The organism is Methanothrix harundinacea 6Ac (genome assembly GCF_000235565.1).
GTDB lineage: Archaea > Halobacteriota > Methanosarcinia > Methanotrichales > Methanotrichaceae > Methanocrinis > Methanocrinis harundinaceus.
Genome location: NC_017527.1, coordinates 376713 through 389845 on the forward strand (window position 1 = coordinate 376713; position 13133 = coordinate 389845).

The window sequence follows — 13133 nt, forward strand, 5'->3', positions numbered from 1 at the left end:
ACCGATGAGAGACGGCCCCGGCCTGGATAAGGGAGGAGAATATCAGAGGAGCCCCAGGTTCTCCAGCTGGACCCGGACGATCTTGACGCCCTCCTCGCACTCCTCGGGGGACTTTCCTCCGGTCACCACCAGTTTTCCGGAGCTGAATATGAGGACCACCACCTTCGGCGTCTTGATCCGATATACGAGACCCGGGAACTGCTCCGGCTCGTACTCGATGTTCTCCAGGCCGAGGCCGAGGGCGATGGCGTTCGGGTTCAAATCGGTCTTGAGGTCGGCGGAGGCGACGATGTTCTGGACGTGGATCTCGGGGTCGAGGTTGACGTCCTCAAACCCGATGGACTTGAGGGTCTGGGCCATGTTGGTGATCACCGTCCTCACGTCCTCGACGTTCTTTGCGCCGGTGCATACCACCTTCCCCGAGGTGAAGATCAGAAAGGCCGCCCGGGGCGATTTGACCCTGTAGACGAGCCCCGGAAACTTCTCCTTGTTGTATTCGGCGCCCTCCAGCTCCGCCTCGATCTTGATCAGATCGAACTCCTCGGCGAGCTTCGTCGAGGCGACGACGTTCTCTATGTTGATGGTGGACTCCATAATCGCGTCTCTCCGGAACGCCCCTTTTTAAACTGAGGGTATATAAAGTATTGTGGAGTTGACAGAACGCCGGAAGGTGGAGGTCGAGGACGACAACGGCATCCCCCTTTTCCTCCAGAGGAGGTAGGTTGCGGCAGTCCCGCCTTCGAAGAGGGGGATAAAATAGAGAAGCCGCCGATGGGATTCGAACCCATGACCTGCTGATATATCGGGCCAAAACCAGCCTTACGAATCAGCCGCTTTACCGGGCTAAGCCACGGCGGCACAGACCCCGCGGCCCTATTAGCGGCCGCTCTCAATTTAAGCGTTGCGATCTTCCTCAAGCCCCGGAGGCATCTGCCTCCCCGGCGAGGCATGAGATCTCTTCGGCCAGCCTGGGGAGGAATATGCCTATATCGGTGACCAGGCCGATCGCCTGGGCCGTCCCCCGGTCCATCAGCTTCGTCACCGTCGAGGGGTTGATGTCGACGCAGATCGTCTTCACCCGGGAGGGGAGGAGGTTTCCGGTGGCGATGGAGTGGAGCATCGTCGCCATCATGATCACCATGTCCACCCCCCGGAGGGCCTCGAACATCGCCTTCTGGGCGAGGACGGTGTCGGTGATGACGTCGGGGAGGGGGCCGTCGTCCCGGATCGACCCCGCGAGGACGAAGGGGATGTCTCGCCGGATGCACTCGTACATGATCCCGCCCTTCAACTTTCCGTCCTCCACCGCTTGGCGGATGGAGCCGCTGGCTATCACCTCGCTGATGGCGTAGATGTGGTTTCGATGGCCTGCGGAGGTGAGGTTGCCGTGAGGGTCCATCCCCAGGCTCGTCCCGAAGAGCTGCCGCTCGATGTCGTGGACGGCGAGGGCGTTTCCCGCCAGGAGGAGGTCGACGTACCCGTCCCGGATCAGCCCCGCCAGGGCCTCCGCGGCTCCGGTGTGGATTATGCCGGGACCGCCGACGACGGCGATCTTCCCCCCCGCCCTCTTCGTCGCCAGGATCTCCTCGGCCAGCTGCTTGACGATCTCCCCCGAGGGCCTCTCCGAGGAGACCTCGTTGGACATGAACTCGAAGAAGGTCTTCTCCCGGGGGCGCTCCGGCGGGACGACCCTCACCCCGGCGGTCCCGACGACGACGGCATTCCCCTTCTCGATCTGCCCTATGGGGACGCATACCGCCCGGCCGTCCTTGACGACGATGAGGCAGTCCATCTGGATGTCCTCCACCTCCAGCCAGGCGCCGCGGTGGCGGACGTGGGTGAGGTGGTTGGTGGTGGAGTAGAAGCCCCGGGGGACGACCCGGTCCTGGGGCGCGATCTCGAGGTGGACGTCCTCGGCCTCGATCACCCGGGCCCCCAGGGGGTGGAGGGCGAGGAGGATCCGGTCGAGGTGGTCGGAGTCCTCCCCTGAGATCGCGATCATCACGTAGCTGGTATCGTGCTTCTTCTTGCCCACCCTGAACTTCTTGATCTCAAACTCGCCGCCCATGCTCATGATCTTGTCCAGAGCCTTGGTCAGGGTCAGGGAGTCGATGAGGTGTCCTTCCATCTCTATATCGCAGGTTTCGCTCATGGTGACCAGCCTTTAATTTGGATCTATTACCCTAATAACCATTCCATCCGATCCGAAGATCTTGGCCGTCGCGGGGTCACCAGAGCTGACCCTCGACGATCGACTCCGTCTTGTCGTTGGTGCTCAAGACGAGCCTCTTTATCTTCACCAGGTGGCCCCCCCGAGAGTTCCGAGGCGGGTCGAAGATCGCCCTGACCCCCATCCTCCGAAAGTGCTCTTCGAAGTCCCGGGCCGTCTGGAGGTCTCTCACCAAAATCTCCACCTCCTGGACTATCGGCTCCCCCACCATCTTCGCCTCCACCGTCTCCCTCATGGGGGTGAGCATCGACCTTCCGAGCCGGAGGCACCTCTCCAGGAACTCGGCCTCCCCCTCGGCCCACTCCGCCGCCTGGAACCCCTCCCGGACGACCCGGGAGAAGAAGAAGTCCTGGCCGTAGTCGTTGTAGTAGCGGAAGGCGTACTCCAGGTCCCGGCAGTTGCTCTCGGAGCTGGTGTACTTGATGGGGCGTGCGAGGTTCTCCGGGTCCTTGACGATCACCCCCTCCCGACCCCGGGCCCCCAGATCCCGGACGATCTCTCTTATCTCGGCCGCTGCCTGCTGGAGGCCGAACTCGCCGAAGAGCCGGACGGCCCGGATCCCGTACTCCTCGGCGAGGGCATGGGTCCGGAGGGGACCCTCGAGATCCCTCCTCCCCTTCCGGGAGGTGTCGAAGAGGTAGAAGTCCATCGCCTCAGCAGGGTAGACCTCCTTCGGGACGTAGGGGTTCTTCGGCCCCACCATCTCCCCGGAGAGGACCAGGTCCGGGTGGTCCCTGAAGATCTCGGGGGGTATCTGCTCCCGGGCCACCTCCGTCGAGTAGGGGCAGATGAACCCCCCCCGGGTTAGGGCGACGGTACTTTCCCCCACCCTTGCCACCCGGACGTTGTGGCCGTTCATCTTCTCCTCGACGAGGACCCCGGAGGAGAAATGTCTCCGGAGGGCGGGGTCGAGCATCATCGCCCGCCTGATCTTGGGGTAGCCGAAGACGATCTCGTCCTCGTCGAAGACGACCGTCCCCGCCTCGATCCCGGCGACGGCCTTGTCGAACCTGAGGAGGCGGGGCGGCGGCCAGTCGGAGGGGCGGACGATCCGTCCTAGGATCTTCTCCATCCTCTCCGCTGAGATCCCGAGCCTCTCCGCCACGGCCCCGAGGTTCATTTCGGCTTCACCAGGTAGTCGAAGAAGCACCTCCTGGTCAGCATCCCCACCAGCTCGTTGTTCTGGTTCAGGACCGGCATCCCGCCCAGGTCCTCCTCCAGCATCATCTTCCTCGCCTCCTCCAGGGGGGTGTCGATCATGATCGACTTGACGCCCCGGCTCATGACGTCCGAGACGAGGAGGTTCTTGATCCTCGCCTCCTGCTGGCTGCTGGGGACGAGGTCCCGGAAGGCCCGGAGCGACTTTGCCACGTCCCGCTCTGATATGATCCCCACCAGCTTCCCGTTCTCCATCACCGGGAGCCTCCCGACGTCCCGGTCGAGCATCACCCTCCGGACGTGGATCAGCCGGTCGGAGGGGGTGGCGGTGAGGGGAGTCCTCATGGCGTCTGCGGCGAGCCCCGTCATCCGGAGGGCCTTCAGCATATCCTTCGGCCTCACCCATCCCAGGATCTCCTCTTCTTCCATCACCACCAGGACCGAGGTCTTCTGGAGGAGGACGACCGCCTCCTCCACCTTCATCTCGGGGTGGACTTTGGTCACCGTATCCGAGGTGGCGGCGGTGACGTGAAGGGACGAGGCTGGCATCCCCATCCTCTGTCTCGTTCCCAGGACCCTCGCGATCTGTCTCATGGTGATGGTGCCGGCGAGCTTGCCGTCGGAGGTGACGAGAAGCCTCCGGAGGTCGTTCTTCTCCATGACGTCCAGAGCGTGGGCGATCCTCTCCGACTTGTCTATGGTCACCGGCGTCGACATGATATCTTTTACCAACATGATTACGACCACCTGGCCACTTCTGCGGTTATGTCCCGGGTCGAGAAGAACCCCACCACCTTCCCGTCGTCCACCACCGGGAGGCCGCATATCTCCTTCTCCAGGAGGATCTTGGCGGCATCTATGGCTTTGACCTCGGGGCCGGTGAAGATGATCGGGTAGGACATGACGTCCTCCGCCACCAAGGGCACCACCTTGACGTACCTGTACTCCTTCCTCCCGGCGGTGCTCTCCTTCCTCGTCATCTTGATGTTCTTACTCTTCAGCTCGTCTTTTGCGTCGGACAATCCCGATATTGCGAGGTTGGTGTGGGTTATCACCCCTACGGGGGTGGCGTTGTCCTCACAGACAACGACCCTGTCGACGCCGTTCTCCACCATCTCATCGAGGACGTGGTCGATGGTGTGGTGCCTGTGGACGCTGACGACGCCCTGGGCCATCAGGTCGCCCACCTTCGAATCGGGGATCTTACCCACAAAGTATGATAAGAGATCCCTCGAGGTTATTATGCCCACGATCTCTCCCTCGTCCCTCTCGACGGGCAGGCCGTCGATGCCGTTCTCGGCCATGATCTCCGCGGCCTGCTCTACGGTGGCCCCGGGGTAGATGGTGATGGGACGTTCGGTCATCACCAGCCTGACGGGTACTTTGCTGATGGGCCTCCTCCGCCATTCGGGGGCTGCCTGGCTCAGTCGGTGTGAAATGTCGTGTTTTGTCACAATCCCCGCCAGCCTGTCTCCGTCCATCACGAGGAGCCTGCTGATGTAGTGCTTCAGCATCAGGTTCCTCGCCCTCTGGACCGGCTCCTCTTTATCGATGACGTAGACGGGAGATTGCATGTAGTCTTTTACCTTGCTCATGGAATGATCCCTCGTTTCTCCTCAGCAAATGCCCTGATGAAATCCCTCTTGGTGATGATCCCCAGGAGGGATCCCCTGTCCATGACCGGAAGGGCGCCGACGCCCTTATCCATCATCGTCTCCGCCGCCCAGCCGAGATCCGCATCCTTCTCCGTGGAGACGATGTCCCTCCGCACCAGGACCTTTATGGGCTGGCTCATCACATCGCCGATGTCGCCGGTCACCACCTTCTCGAACGCCTCGCCGCTCCCCAGGTATCTCATGATGTCGGAGGCGGTCACCATCCCGATCAGGATGGAGTCCTGGACGACCGGGAGCTTTCTGAAGCCTCCTGGCTGGACCATGATCTTCGTCGTCTTCTCGATCGAGATCTGGCCGTTGGCGGTGATGACCGAGGGGCTCATGAACTCCTCCACCTTGATCCCGGTGTTCACCCCGGCGACGAGCTTGGCGAAGTCGTGCTCGGTGACCAGGGCCTTTATCCTCCCCTCATCGTCGACGACCGGAAGACCTCCCACGTTCTTCTCGTACATCAGCCTCAGGGCTTCCTCCACGGAGGCCTTCTCCCCGATGGATATGAGCCTGGGGCTCATGATCTCCCGGATGTCGGCGTTGATGGCGGCGAGGATATTTCTCTCGTACTTCTTCTTCAGGAGGTTGTGCCTTATGCCGCCTCCGAGGAAGTCTACGACGTCCACGCCGGTGACGAAGCCCAGGAGCCGTCGGGTTCCGGCATCGGCTATCGGCAGCCTCCCGAAGCCGTAAGACGTCATGATCTTTATGGCGCCGATGATGGTGGTGGTGGGAGGAGCCGTCACCACCTCATTGGTTGCTATGGTGAGAACGTCCCCTGCGCGCTTGGCAACTCTGGAATCGAACTGGACCGGTCCCCTGTCCATCGCTCCCGGCATTCTTATCTTGGAATCCTTCCGATCCTCTGAATGTCTCTTCATTGTCCCTCACCAAAGATGGCTTTGATCACGTCGTATCTGTCGATTATTCCGACGAGCTTTCCGTCCTCCACCACGGATATCCTCCCTATCTCGCGGTCGAGCATCAGCTTCGAGGCGTCGCGGAGGCTCGACTCCGGAGCTACGGTGAAGAGGGGGGTGCTCATCAGCTTCTCCACCTTCATCACGTCCTTGGTGTCTCTCCCCATCCGGGCGCCCCCCGTCTTTATTATGTCGAACCGGGTGATCATCCCCAGGGGCCTTTCCCTCTCGTCCACCACCGGCATCCCGGTGAAGTCGGAATCGACCATGGCGTCCCAGACCTTCGTCACCGGGTCCTGGGGAGAGCAGGTCTTCGTCTCCCTGCTCATGGCATCCTTCGCCCTCTTTCCGGCGAGCTTCTCCGGGTCGATCTTCTTGAAGATGTCGATGGGGCTGACCACCCCCAGGAGCCGGCGGTCCTCCGAGGACGGGACGACTGGGAGTATCGCATAATTGGCCGAAAGGAGGAGCTTCGCTGCCTCTGCCATATCCGTCTTTGGGGTGACCAGGGGGGCCTCCACGGAGAAGCCGGAGACGGTGACGTTAGACCTGGTGGACGGTACCTTCAGCATATCCCGGTCGGTGACTATCCCGACGACTCGCCCCTCGCCGTTGAGGATCGGCAGCCCCCTGAGCTGGTTGTCGCGTATAAGCTGTCGCGCCCGGGTGACGAAGTCTCCTTCCTCTACGCTGACCGGGTCCTTTGACATGATCTCTTCAACTGAAACTCCCATATCTAACCCTCCTCCTCCTCAATTCCGGATGACTCCAATAAGCTCATCTATTCCCGTCTCTGCAGCTCCAGCAGAGGAGCTCGCCGTTCACCGACTCCAGAGAGTCTGATATCTGGCCGCACCGCTCGCAGATCCCTCTTATCATCTCCCTCTGCTCCTCGAAATGGACGCTGTCCCTGTGCATCTCGATGAGATGGCTGAGGATCTCGCCCATCCCGATGGAGGCCGACCCGGAGACGAGGTCGGTGTCGGTGATGATCCCCACCAGCTTTCCGTCGCTGGATATCACCGGGAGCCTCTTCACCCCCGATTTGAGCATCTTTATCGCGGCTTCGCTCAGGCTCACGTCTGGATGGACGGTGATCAGGGGCGAGGACATCACGTCCCTCACCTTCACTTCTCTGGGGTTTGCGGCTCTGGCGACTATCTTCCCGACCAGGTCCCGCTCAGTTATGATTCCCATCGGCTGGTCGTCGTGAATCACGATCAAGCTGCCCACGTTTGCGGAGAACATCTTGTTCGCAGCCTTCACCACATCAACCTTGGAATCGATGGTGATCACAGGTCGGGCCATTATATCCCGCACCGGAATCTCTGTTTCCATGGTACTCACCTCCGCGGCAGATCGCCGCTCTTATTAAAGAGATTCCCCCTATAAAAGGATCACTGCATCCTTTTCTCTCAAATTTAAAATGTATTATAATTTTCGTCATTCTGAAATGTGGTGGAGGATGTGATCGACCTCGGCGAGGATCAGGTCGATCCCGAGGCTGGCCGCCGACGGCGACCCCGGGAGGCAGAAGACGGGAACGCCGCCGACCACCCCGGCCGCCGCCCTGGTGAGGATCGCCCTCGTCCCCACCTCCTCCTGGCTCCTCTGCCTGAAGATCTCCCCGAATCCGGGGATCGTCTTATCGAAGAGGGGCTCCGCCCCCTCGATCGTCATGTCGCCGGGGGCGAGGCCGGTCCCGCCGCAGAGGACGACGACGTCCGCCTCCGACTCGAGGATCGCCCTCCTCACCTCCTCCGCCCCATCGGGGATGAGCCTGTAGGTGAAGCTCCTGCCGGCGGCCTCAAGCCGGTCCAGGATCGCCCTCCCCGAGAGGTCCTCCGCCCCCTTCGGCTCTGCTGCCGCCCCAAACCTCCGAAATCGGGAGGTGCTCACGACGACGACATCTATGATCACGATCAGTTATCCGTCCTGGAAGGATAAAGCTCTTCTCTCCAGCACCAGGGGTCTCCTCTGGGAGGGTCGGCCCGGTCCGGCCGCTCCCTCCCCCGGGATGCCCAAAGGATATAAGGGGAGGATCTCCAAGATCTCATCCCGCCAAAGGCCGGAAGGGAAGGCCAGAAGGATGCGGGTTGATGCAATTGACCAGAATTGGGCTCATCCGATGTGAAAGTGCTATGAGAACATGCCCCGGCACCTCTTGCTTTCGAGCAATAAAGGAGAGATCAGGGAACTTTGCTCCTTATTCGGGCGAGGAGATCGATATAATCGGAATGGCCTCGTGTGGAGGATGCCCCGGGAGAGACGCCGTCCGCCAGGCGAAGGAGATGGTGCGGAGGGGCGCCGAGGTGATCTTCCTATCCACCTGCATGACGAAGCCGATACCCTCGGAGCCGGCGTGCAGGTACTCTGAGGAGATCGCCGGGGCCATAAGGAAGAACGCCGGCGTTCCGGTGGTGATGGGCACCCACTGACTTGGCGAGACGGGTCAGAGCCGCCGCCGGAGATAATAAACGATCCAGAGGATGCAGAGATAGAGATGGGGGGATTGGCGGTAGATGGCTGAGGAGATCGGGAGGGGCGCCGAGGCGGTGATCACCAAGGCGGGGGAGAGGGTGACGAAGTGGAGGCTTCCCAAGGGGTACAGGATGGCGGCCCTCGACGAGAGGATCCGGCGGGAGAGGACGGTGATGGAGTCCCGGATCATCTCCGAGGCCCGCAGGTGCGGCGTCCCGACGCCGATCGTCCTGGATGTCGATTCGTTCAGCCTCACCATGGAGCACGTGGAGGGGGTGAAGCTGAAGGATCGGATCGATCCGGCCCTCACCGAGGGGGTGGGGGAGCTGGTGGGAAGGCTCCACGCCTGCGGGATCGTCCACGGCGACCTCACCACCTCCAACATGATCCTCCAGGGGGAGAAGATCTACTTCATCGACTTCGGCCTCGCCTTCCACGACCAGGGGATCGAGGCCCAGGGGGTGGATGTCCACGTATTTTTTCAGACCGTCAGGAGCTGCCACGACCGGCCCGAGGAGCTGATCTCTGCCTTCGGCCGGGGCTACGCCCGAACCTATGCCCGGGCCGGGGAGGTTTTAAGGAGGGTCGGGGAGATCGAGGCCCGGGGTCGGTATCTCTGACCAAATCATTAACTTTATGTAGTAAACGATCCCTATCAACCTCCGCAGTGCTATTAGTTCCCAAGTGGTGATGGTACATGGCAGAAGATGATGTGGTATTCGTCGGCAGCAAACCAGTGATGAACTACGTACTGGCGGTGGTCACCCAGTTCAACAGCGGCGCCGGAGAGGTGAAGATCATGGCCAGGGGACGAGCGATATCAAGAGCAGTGGACGTGGCAGAGGTCTCAAGGAGCCGCTTCCTCGGCGACGTCAAGGTCAAGGACATCCAGATCTCCACCGAGACCCTGAATACCGATCGTGGAGAGACGAACGTCTCGGCCATCGAGATCACCCTCTCGAAGTGAAGTTCTTCCCTCCTGGAGCGCGGTTGGCGTTGACCACCAGGATCGGGGTCATATCCTCGGGGCGGGGGGAGAACCTCCGCCACATAATCGAGGCCATAAGCTCGGGACGCCTCCCCGCGGAGGTGGCGGTCGTCCTCGCGGACCAGCCCGAGGCCGGAGCCCTCAGGATCGCCCGGGGAGCCGGGATCGAGGCCGCCTTCGTCGACCCAACGGGCCTCGGCCGGGCCGAGTACGACGCCAGGCTCGCGGAGCATCTCGACCGGGCGGGGGTGGACCTCGTCGTCCTCACCGGGTACATGAGGATCCTCACCCCGGAGTTCGTGCGGCGCTTCCGGGGCAGGACGATCAACATTCATCCCGCCCTTCTGCCGTCGTTTCCGGGGCTGGACGCCTTCCAGCAGGCCCTCGACTACGGCGTCAAGGTGACGGGGACGACGGTCCACCTCGTCGACGAGGAGGTCGACCACGGCCCCATCATCCACCAGGTCGCAGTGGAGGTGAGGGAGGACGACACCCACGAAAGCCTCAAGGCGAGGATCCAGGAGGCGGAGTATCGGGCCTACCCCGAGGCTCTGAGGCTCTTCATCGAGAGGAGGCCGAAGGTCTTGGGAAGGAAGGTCGTATTTGGAGGAAAGGAGGTCGAGTGAAGTTGAGGACTTTATGGGCTCCCTGGAGGATGGAGTACATCCGGAGCGAGAAGGCGGGGGCTTGCATCTTCTGCGAGAAGATCGATGAGGACCGGGATGCTGAGAACCTGATCCTTCACCGGGGCGTCCATCACTTCATCATCATGAACGCCTACCCCTACAACAACGGCCACCTGATGGTCGTCCCCCGCCGCCATACCTCGACCCTCGCAGGCTGGAGCTCCGAGGAGAGGGCGGAGTTCCTGGAGCTCGCCGACCTCGCCGTCGCCATTCTAAAAAAGACGATGAACCCCGACGGCTTCAACATCGGGATCAACATGGGCGAGTGCGCCGGGGCGGGGATCGCAAGCCACATACACCTCCACGTCGTTCCCCGCTGGTCGGGAGACTGCAACTTCATGCCCGTCTTTGCGGATACGAGGGTGATCCCCGAGCACATCCAGGAGACCCGGGAGAAGCTGGCGGCCGCCCTCGGCGAAGTACTGGGATGACCGTCTCTCCCGAATAGGCCCACCGTCCAGGATCGAGCCTATCGATATAGAAAGTATTTTATCGGCAAGGCGGCAGATTAAACCTGGTGATCTCCATGGTCAGCATAAACGGAAGGCTCGGCAAATCCAAGGGAAGCCCCACGGGCGGAGAGAAGTTCGAGCAGGAGTTCTACATGACCGCCGCCGAGGTGGCGGCCACCCTCCGGAGCCTCGCCGATGAGATCGAGGGCCTCGGAAGGGTGGAGGCCTCCACCGGGGATTGGACCCTGGGCGTGAGCCCGGCGGATCCGATGAAGCTCGAGGTGCAGTACAAGCACGATCCGGCGAGGAGGGAGCTGGAGTTTCAGCTGAAGCTCAAAGAGAACCCCTAGCCTTCGGTCAAAGCCGGAAACTGCATCTGATCTCGCTGCCTATTCGGGGCTGTCCGGCAGGGCGGCCCCGGGGGTCTCACTCTCCACCGCCCGCCTCTCGGAGGCGGAAGGGGACGCCCCTTTTTCCAAGCTCCAGAGCCACCTCCTCCATGAAGATCCCCATGCCGGAGACGTGGTCGTGCTCCTGAGGCCGGATTCTTCCGCCGGTGTAGCCCTCCGTCGTCGAGGCTGCGCCGCAGCTGGGGCTCTTCGCGACGCCGACGACCTCGATCTTGTGCCCCTTCTTCGCGAGGAGCTCGATCAGGTCCGCCTGGTGGGCGAAGACCTGGCGGCAGTATCGCCGGTAAGAGGGGACGTCGATCTGGTTTTTCGTGACCTCCCACCGGTCGAGGCCGAGGTGTCCGGCCTCGGGGCAGGGGAGCTGGATGATCGGCGGCTCAGGGGCGAAGGGGACGGGCGGAAGGCCCCGAAGCCTCGTTTCGGGGTTGAGGAGGCAGTGGGCGACGACCCGGATCGTCGTCATCCTTCCTTTCCCGCCTCTTTTCTCAGGTCCCGCTCATCGAGGGCGGCTTTGATGTGGCGGTAGAACCGCACCCCTTCAATCTCGTGGTAGAACCGGACGGCTTCGGCGGCCTCGCCGATCCTGATCTTCAGGGTGTTGTCCTGGAACTCCTTGACGTACTCGATCCCCGTTATGCGAGGGAGGGAGAACCGGTCGACCCTGTTTCTTATGAGGCCGGCCCGGATGAAGACGACCTCCCCCTCCGTGGCCACGATCCAGGAGGAGATCTTCGCCTCGTCGAAGGCCCCCATCCGCGCGAAGGCCTTCGCCTTCTCGTCCTGGTACCTCTGCGGGACCGCCGGAAAGGCCATGACGGGGGCCTCCCCGCTCTGCTCCAGCCTCTCCAGCTCCTTCCTGACCCTCTTGGGCAGCCTCTCCGGGATCATCTCTCCTTCAGTCATACCGGATCATATTCCTTCGGCGGTCCGACTAGGTCACGATCTTCTCGAGGGCGTCCTTCTCCAGGGCGATCCTCACCTCTCGCATCAGCCTCCTCCCCGTGCTCATGGAGGTCCTCCAGAGGGCGTTCCCGTAGGGGTGGCCGACGGCCATGTGGACGTTCGTCCCGCCGCCGATCCGGGGAGCGACGTCGTAGATGGAGAAGTTCAGGTCCTTGTCGACGCAGGTCTGGAGGCAGAAGGGGCCTATGATCCCGGGGCTGTAGTGGACCTTCGTGGCCTCGACGTATTTTTCGGCGAGATCGAAGGCCTTCTCCAGGAGGGATTCGCGGAGGGTGGCGGAGTTGTGGCCGCAGACGGTGTACTCGGGGCTGACCTGGGCCTCGTTGAGGGTCAGCTGCTGGGGGGCGGGGATCCGGACGTGGCCGTCGAGGGAGGACTCAAACCGCCAGTCAATCCCGAGGAGCTCTACCTGGTCCAGGATCGGGGAGTAGAAGAAGTCGAGGTTGAAGACGGGGCCGATGACGTACCTCTCGATCCGCGCGAGGTCGAGGCCGTCCTGATCGATCACCCCGTGCTTGAGGAGGAGCTCCGACTTCTCCCGGTACTCTTCGCTGCTCGCGGCGGTGAAGAACCCCCTCTCCAGGGTCTTGACGGCATGGGGCAGCTTCACCATCACCAGCTCGTCGATCTCCTCCGGCTCCACCGTCTCGGGGAAGGGGAGGCCCGCCTTCTCCAGGATCCAGTAGTAGTCCTGCTCCTCCCCCCGCTCCTCGGACCGGAGGAGGTTTCTGCTCCCCAGGAGGGGAACCTCGAACTCGTCCTCCACCGAGTCGATCCCGCAGTAGGAGGTGAAGGACCGGTTGGGGACGAAGAGGACGTTCTTCGAGATGAGGGCGTCCTGCTGCTCGCTCCGGACCAGGTCAGAAAACCTGTTCAGGATCCGGACCTCGTCGACGACGCCGCTTGCGACCCGGCCGCCGACCCTCGTCGTCCTGAAGTACTTGGCGTAGGTCTTCTCCCTCCCCTTCTGGCATACTGCGAGGGTTCGAAACCCCTCCTCCACCGCCCCGTCACAGGTGTCCAGGGCGGAGTGGGAGGCGACAACCCCTATCATAGGGTCGCGGAGGTCGTACCCCTCCAAAACCTCCAAAATTTTGCTCCGGTCTATCAATTCTCAGCACCCCAAAATAATCTCGATCTCAATTCTGGACTAGAGAGGTACTCACTTATCAAGGTGA

At 62.0% G+C, this 13133-nt stretch carries 18 protein-coding genes and 1 tRNA gene; 6 read left to right on the top strand and 13 right to left on the bottom strand.

The features are described 5' to 3' along the window. Positions 1-42: 42 nt before the first annotated feature. The 10 genes from MHAR_RS01820 to MHAR_RS01865 all read right to left on the bottom strand — a co-directional run bounded on the left by MHAR_RS01820 (position 43) and on the right by MHAR_RS01865 (position 7895). Positions 43-597, bottom strand: a complete 555-nt coding sequence (locus MHAR_RS01820) for a TATA-box-binding protein (protein WP_187287865.1) — start codon at positions 595-597, stop codon at positions 43-45. A 166-nt stretch (positions 598-763) separates the two neighbouring features. Beyond that, a tRNA-Thr gene (locus tag MHAR_RS01825) sits at positions 764-858 on the bottom strand. A 55-nt stretch (positions 859-913) separates the two neighbouring features. Next, positions 914-2152 carry an ornithine cyclodeaminase gene (locus MHAR_RS01830; RefSeq protein ID WP_048144248.1) on the bottom strand — a complete coding sequence of 413 codons (1239 nt, stop codon included), beginning with the start codon at positions 2150-2152 and terminating at the stop codon, positions 914-916. Between the two features lie 76 nt (positions 2153-2228). Then, positions 2229-3350: an RNA ligase gene (locus tag MHAR_RS01835; RefSeq protein WP_014585929.1), complete on the bottom strand. Its 1122-nt coding sequence runs from the start codon at positions 3348-3350 to the stop codon at positions 2229-2231. Beyond that, positions 3347-4123 (bottom strand): CBS domain-containing protein, encoded by a 777-nt coding sequence (locus MHAR_RS01840; protein ID WP_014585930.1) that lies wholly within the window; start codon positions 4121-4123, stop codon positions 3347-3349. The genes MHAR_RS01835 and MHAR_RS01840 overlap by 4 nt, the downstream gene beginning before the upstream one ends. Positions 4124-4125: 2 nt before the next feature. After that, positions 4126-4983, bottom strand: a complete 858-nt coding sequence (locus MHAR_RS01845; protein WP_014585931.1) for a CBS domain-containing protein — start codon at positions 4981-4983, stop codon at positions 4126-4128. Further along, entirely contained in the window at positions 4980-5936 is a 957-nt protein-coding gene (locus tag MHAR_RS01850; protein WP_014585932.1) for a CBS domain-containing protein, read from the bottom strand. Before MHAR_RS01850 ends, MHAR_RS01845 begins: the two co-directional genes overlap by 4 nt. Then, positions 5933-6709 carry a CBS domain-containing protein gene (locus MHAR_RS01855; RefSeq protein ID WP_014585933.1) on the bottom strand — a complete coding sequence of 259 codons (777 nt, stop codon included), beginning with the start codon at positions 6707-6709 and terminating at the stop codon, positions 5933-5935. Before MHAR_RS01855 ends, MHAR_RS01850 begins: the two co-directional genes overlap by 4 nt. Positions 6710-6752: 43 nt before the next feature. Then, positions 6753-7313, bottom strand: coding sequence for a CBS domain-containing protein (locus tag MHAR_RS01860; RefSeq protein WP_048144249.1), 561 nt, complete (start codon positions 7311-7313; stop codon positions 6753-6755). A gap of 105 nt (positions 7314-7418) precedes the next feature. After that, positions 7419-7895, bottom strand: coding sequence for a MogA/MoaB family molybdenum cofactor biosynthesis protein (locus MHAR_RS01865; RefSeq protein WP_014585935.1), 477 nt, complete (start codon positions 7893-7895; stop codon positions 7419-7421). A gap of 179 nt (positions 7896-8074) precedes the next feature. Here MHAR_RS01865 and MHAR_RS12780 point away from each other — a divergent pair, with 179 nt between their 5' ends. The 6 genes from MHAR_RS12780 (at position 8075) to MHAR_RS01895 (ending at position 10932) form a co-directional block, all read left to right on the top strand. Then, positions 8075-8413 carry a CGGC domain-containing protein gene (locus MHAR_RS12780; protein WP_048144751.1) on the top strand — a complete coding sequence of 113 codons (339 nt, stop codon included), beginning with the start codon at positions 8075-8077 and terminating at the stop codon, positions 8411-8413. An 84-nt stretch (positions 8414-8497) separates the two neighbouring features. Then, a complete protein-coding gene (locus tag MHAR_RS01875; RefSeq protein ID WP_014585937.1) occupies positions 8498-9076 on the top strand; it encodes a Kae1-associated kinase Bud32 in 579 nt (192 codons plus the stop codon). Positions 9077-9153: 77 nt separating this feature from the next. Continuing rightward, positions 9154-9423, top strand: a complete 270-nt coding sequence (gene albA / locus MHAR_RS01880) for a DNA-binding protein Alba (protein ID WP_014585938.1) — start codon at positions 9154-9156, stop codon at positions 9421-9423. 29 nt (positions 9424-9452) lie between these two features. Beyond that, the gene (purN, locus tag MHAR_RS01885; RefSeq protein ID WP_014585939.1) at positions 9453-10070 is read left to right on the top strand and encodes a phosphoribosylglycinamide formyltransferase; all 618 of its coding nucleotides are present in this window, start codon (positions 9453-9455) and stop codon (positions 10068-10070) included. Positions 10071-10072: 2 nt separating this feature from the next. After that, positions 10073-10561, top strand: a complete 489-nt coding sequence (locus MHAR_RS01890; protein ID WP_014585940.1) for an HIT family protein — start codon at positions 10073-10075, stop codon at positions 10559-10561. 95 nt (positions 10562-10656) lie between these two features. Further along, a complete protein-coding gene (locus MHAR_RS01895) occupies positions 10657-10932 on the top strand; it encodes an amphi-Trp domain-containing protein (RefSeq protein ID WP_048144752.1) in 276 nt (91 codons plus the stop codon). Between the two features lie 76 nt (positions 10933-11008). Here MHAR_RS01895 and MHAR_RS01900 read toward each other — a convergent pair whose 3' ends face one another. The 3 genes from MHAR_RS01900 to MHAR_RS01910 are packed head-to-tail and all read right to left on the bottom strand — an operon-like array spanning position 11009 to position 13066. Next, a complete protein-coding gene (locus tag MHAR_RS01900; RefSeq protein ID WP_014585942.1) occupies positions 11009-11455 on the bottom strand; it encodes a hypothetical protein in 447 nt (148 codons plus the stop codon). Beyond that, entirely contained in the window at positions 11452-11895 is a 444-nt protein-coding gene (locus MHAR_RS01905; RefSeq protein ID WP_014585943.1) for a hypothetical protein, read from the bottom strand. Before MHAR_RS01905 ends, MHAR_RS01900 begins: the two co-directional genes overlap by 4 nt. 28 nt (positions 11896-11923) lie before the next feature. After that, positions 11924-13066, bottom strand: a complete 1143-nt coding sequence (locus tag MHAR_RS01910; RefSeq protein WP_048144250.1) for a formate--phosphoribosylaminoimidazolecarboxamide ligase family protein — start codon at positions 13064-13066, stop codon at positions 11924-11926. Between the last annotated feature and the right edge of the window lie 67 nt (positions 13067-13133).